At 48.4% G+C, this 1,998-nt stretch carries 2 protein-coding genes; both read right to left on the reverse strand.

All coding sequences use genetic code 11. From position 1 onward, the window contains the following. The coding region (locus QCH34_RS11480) for a hypothetical protein (protein ID WP_300334294.1) at window positions 1–1,053 on the reverse strand (1,053 nt) is incomplete at its 3' end. Next, window positions 1,040–1,489, reverse strand: a complete 450-nt coding sequence (locus QCH34_RS11485; RefSeq protein ID WP_300334296.1) for a DUF1616 domain-containing protein — start codon at window positions 1,487–1,489, stop codon at window positions 1,040–1,042. The genes QCH34_RS11480 and QCH34_RS11485, both read right to left, overlap by 14 nt. Window positions 1,490–1,998 lie beyond the last annotated feature (509 nt).

A 1,998-nucleotide genomic window follows, 5' to 3' on the forward strand; every position in this document is an offset into this window, starting at 1 on the left:
CCTCGTTGCAATCTGCCCGTACTGCAACCCTCCACCGGCACCCGAGAAGAAGACCGATGTCCCGAGCCCTTCCGCAAAGACAATGTTTCGTGCGACTGCGGTGAGGTCGATCTGATCGCAGTGCGCCTTATGCACCGGGAATTCATCACTGCTCTCCAGTGTGATCGCATTCCCGCACGCCGGGCAGGTGCCCTGCCATTGATCTTCCTTACCGATGGCGAGACCGATCTTTCCGCCGCAGGGACAGCGATACCAGAGAGGTATGTGATCATTACGGATCGGGGAAATATTCAGGCTTTTTTCGGTAATGACGGCATTATAATACTTGAAATACGCCTCCCGGTGCTCGAGGAGCATCCCGATCTCGTCAGCAAATATCCCCTTCCGCTGGAGATCGGAATAGCGGAAGAACCGGACATCAAGATCGAAAATCTCTGCCGAGATCTTCGCGAAGAAAAAAGCGTTGGCGTCCGAAAAGTTACACGCCCTCTCGTAGCTTTGCCAGAGCATCTCGAAAATCGTATCAATCCGTCTCTCTGTCTCTATTAAGTCCACGCGTGCCTGCTTTGCACTGCTGAGATAATGCCCAGCTATCTTGCCCATCTCGGCCTGCCATTCGTCAATATCCGGCTTTGGGACCTCATTAAAACACCGCCATCGGTCCTTCTCCCGGATGCCAAACCCGATCTTTTCATTTCCGCCCTTCTTGAATGCTGGAATATGGTTCGCAGTGAGCAGCGAGGCTGTGCTCAAGTTCTGATCGGCAAACCCGAAAAATGCCACCGCAGCGTGCCCTTGCTCGATCATATACTTTGTTATCCGATCGAGAAGGAACGCCTTCTTCCAGACGCCGGGATAGGGGAGGAAGTTCGGCTGGTGGCCTGATTCAAGCACGATCGTTTCCTCGCTGATATGCTCCGCATTCCGCTGCAGAACACCCGCATCCCGGCAGAAATCACCGGACAAACAGAGTAGATTCGTGACATTCTCCTGCTGCCGCCCCTCCAGATACCGGTTTCCGACAATTCGGGAAATGAACTCATCGCTCTTCATGGTTATCGCTTGCAGGCATGATGAAGCGCAACACCTTTCGCTGTTGTCCGACAAGAGTCAATCGTAATTGTGCTGCTCGTGCAATGAAAAGATTCCGGTATACCATTGCCTTTTTCCCGAATTCCTTGTCTGCAGCCCATTTCGGAAACACGGTCTCAATTTTCCAGATGGCTGCTGCAAGACCGGTAAGCACGATAAGTGATAATGCGATGTTAATTGGGGTTGTATCAATACCAAGTACCAAATCGATGAAAAGGACTGTGAGGATTGTCGCGCTCAGGCTAAGGGTAAGGGATATCGCCATCCGTCCCATAAGAGTAAGTTCGTCTCTTCTCGGGTACAATGCCCAACAGAGAGCATAGCCTGGAATAAAAAGAACGAGAACGAACCCAGCAACTGCCTGAAGTACTCCAAGAATGGCAACAGCGGTATCCATTATTTCAACATTAAATAATTTATTTCTTAATACTAATAGAGTTTTCCAAAATTGGCGGATGAACGTGGATTTCCAAAACCCATGTGCACTCTAGGATACTGCTGATGCACGTGCATCTGTGGGCATCTCAAGGAGCTGACCCTGGTACCCGCGAATTTTTTCTCTTTTACTTACGATGCATGGTCAGAATCTCGATTCTCTGTGAAGAAATCGAAATCCACCAATTCTTTTTTGTAATAAGCATGAAGATTAGTGATCAATATCACAGTAGGGATCCATCACAGGCTTCCGTAGGGCTGTGTGGTAATCAAAGAATCGAAATTTGTCAGTCGAAATCTGTCGGAAATAGGGATCCTCCTCGTAAGCAGTGACTATAGGGTATTAGTGAGTTTTATGAAGCCGGAGTGAAAATAGATCATGTCAATGCAAGACGTCGTTTTACGTCGAAAACAGGGTAAAATTTTAAACTACGGAAGTAAAGCTTATTACACAGATAGATGATGGAGAAT

It is taken from the genome of Methanocalculus sp. (assembly GCF_029762515.1).
Classification (GTDB): domain Archaea; phylum Halobacteriota; class Methanomicrobia; order Methanomicrobiales; family Methanocorpusculaceae; genus Methanocalculus.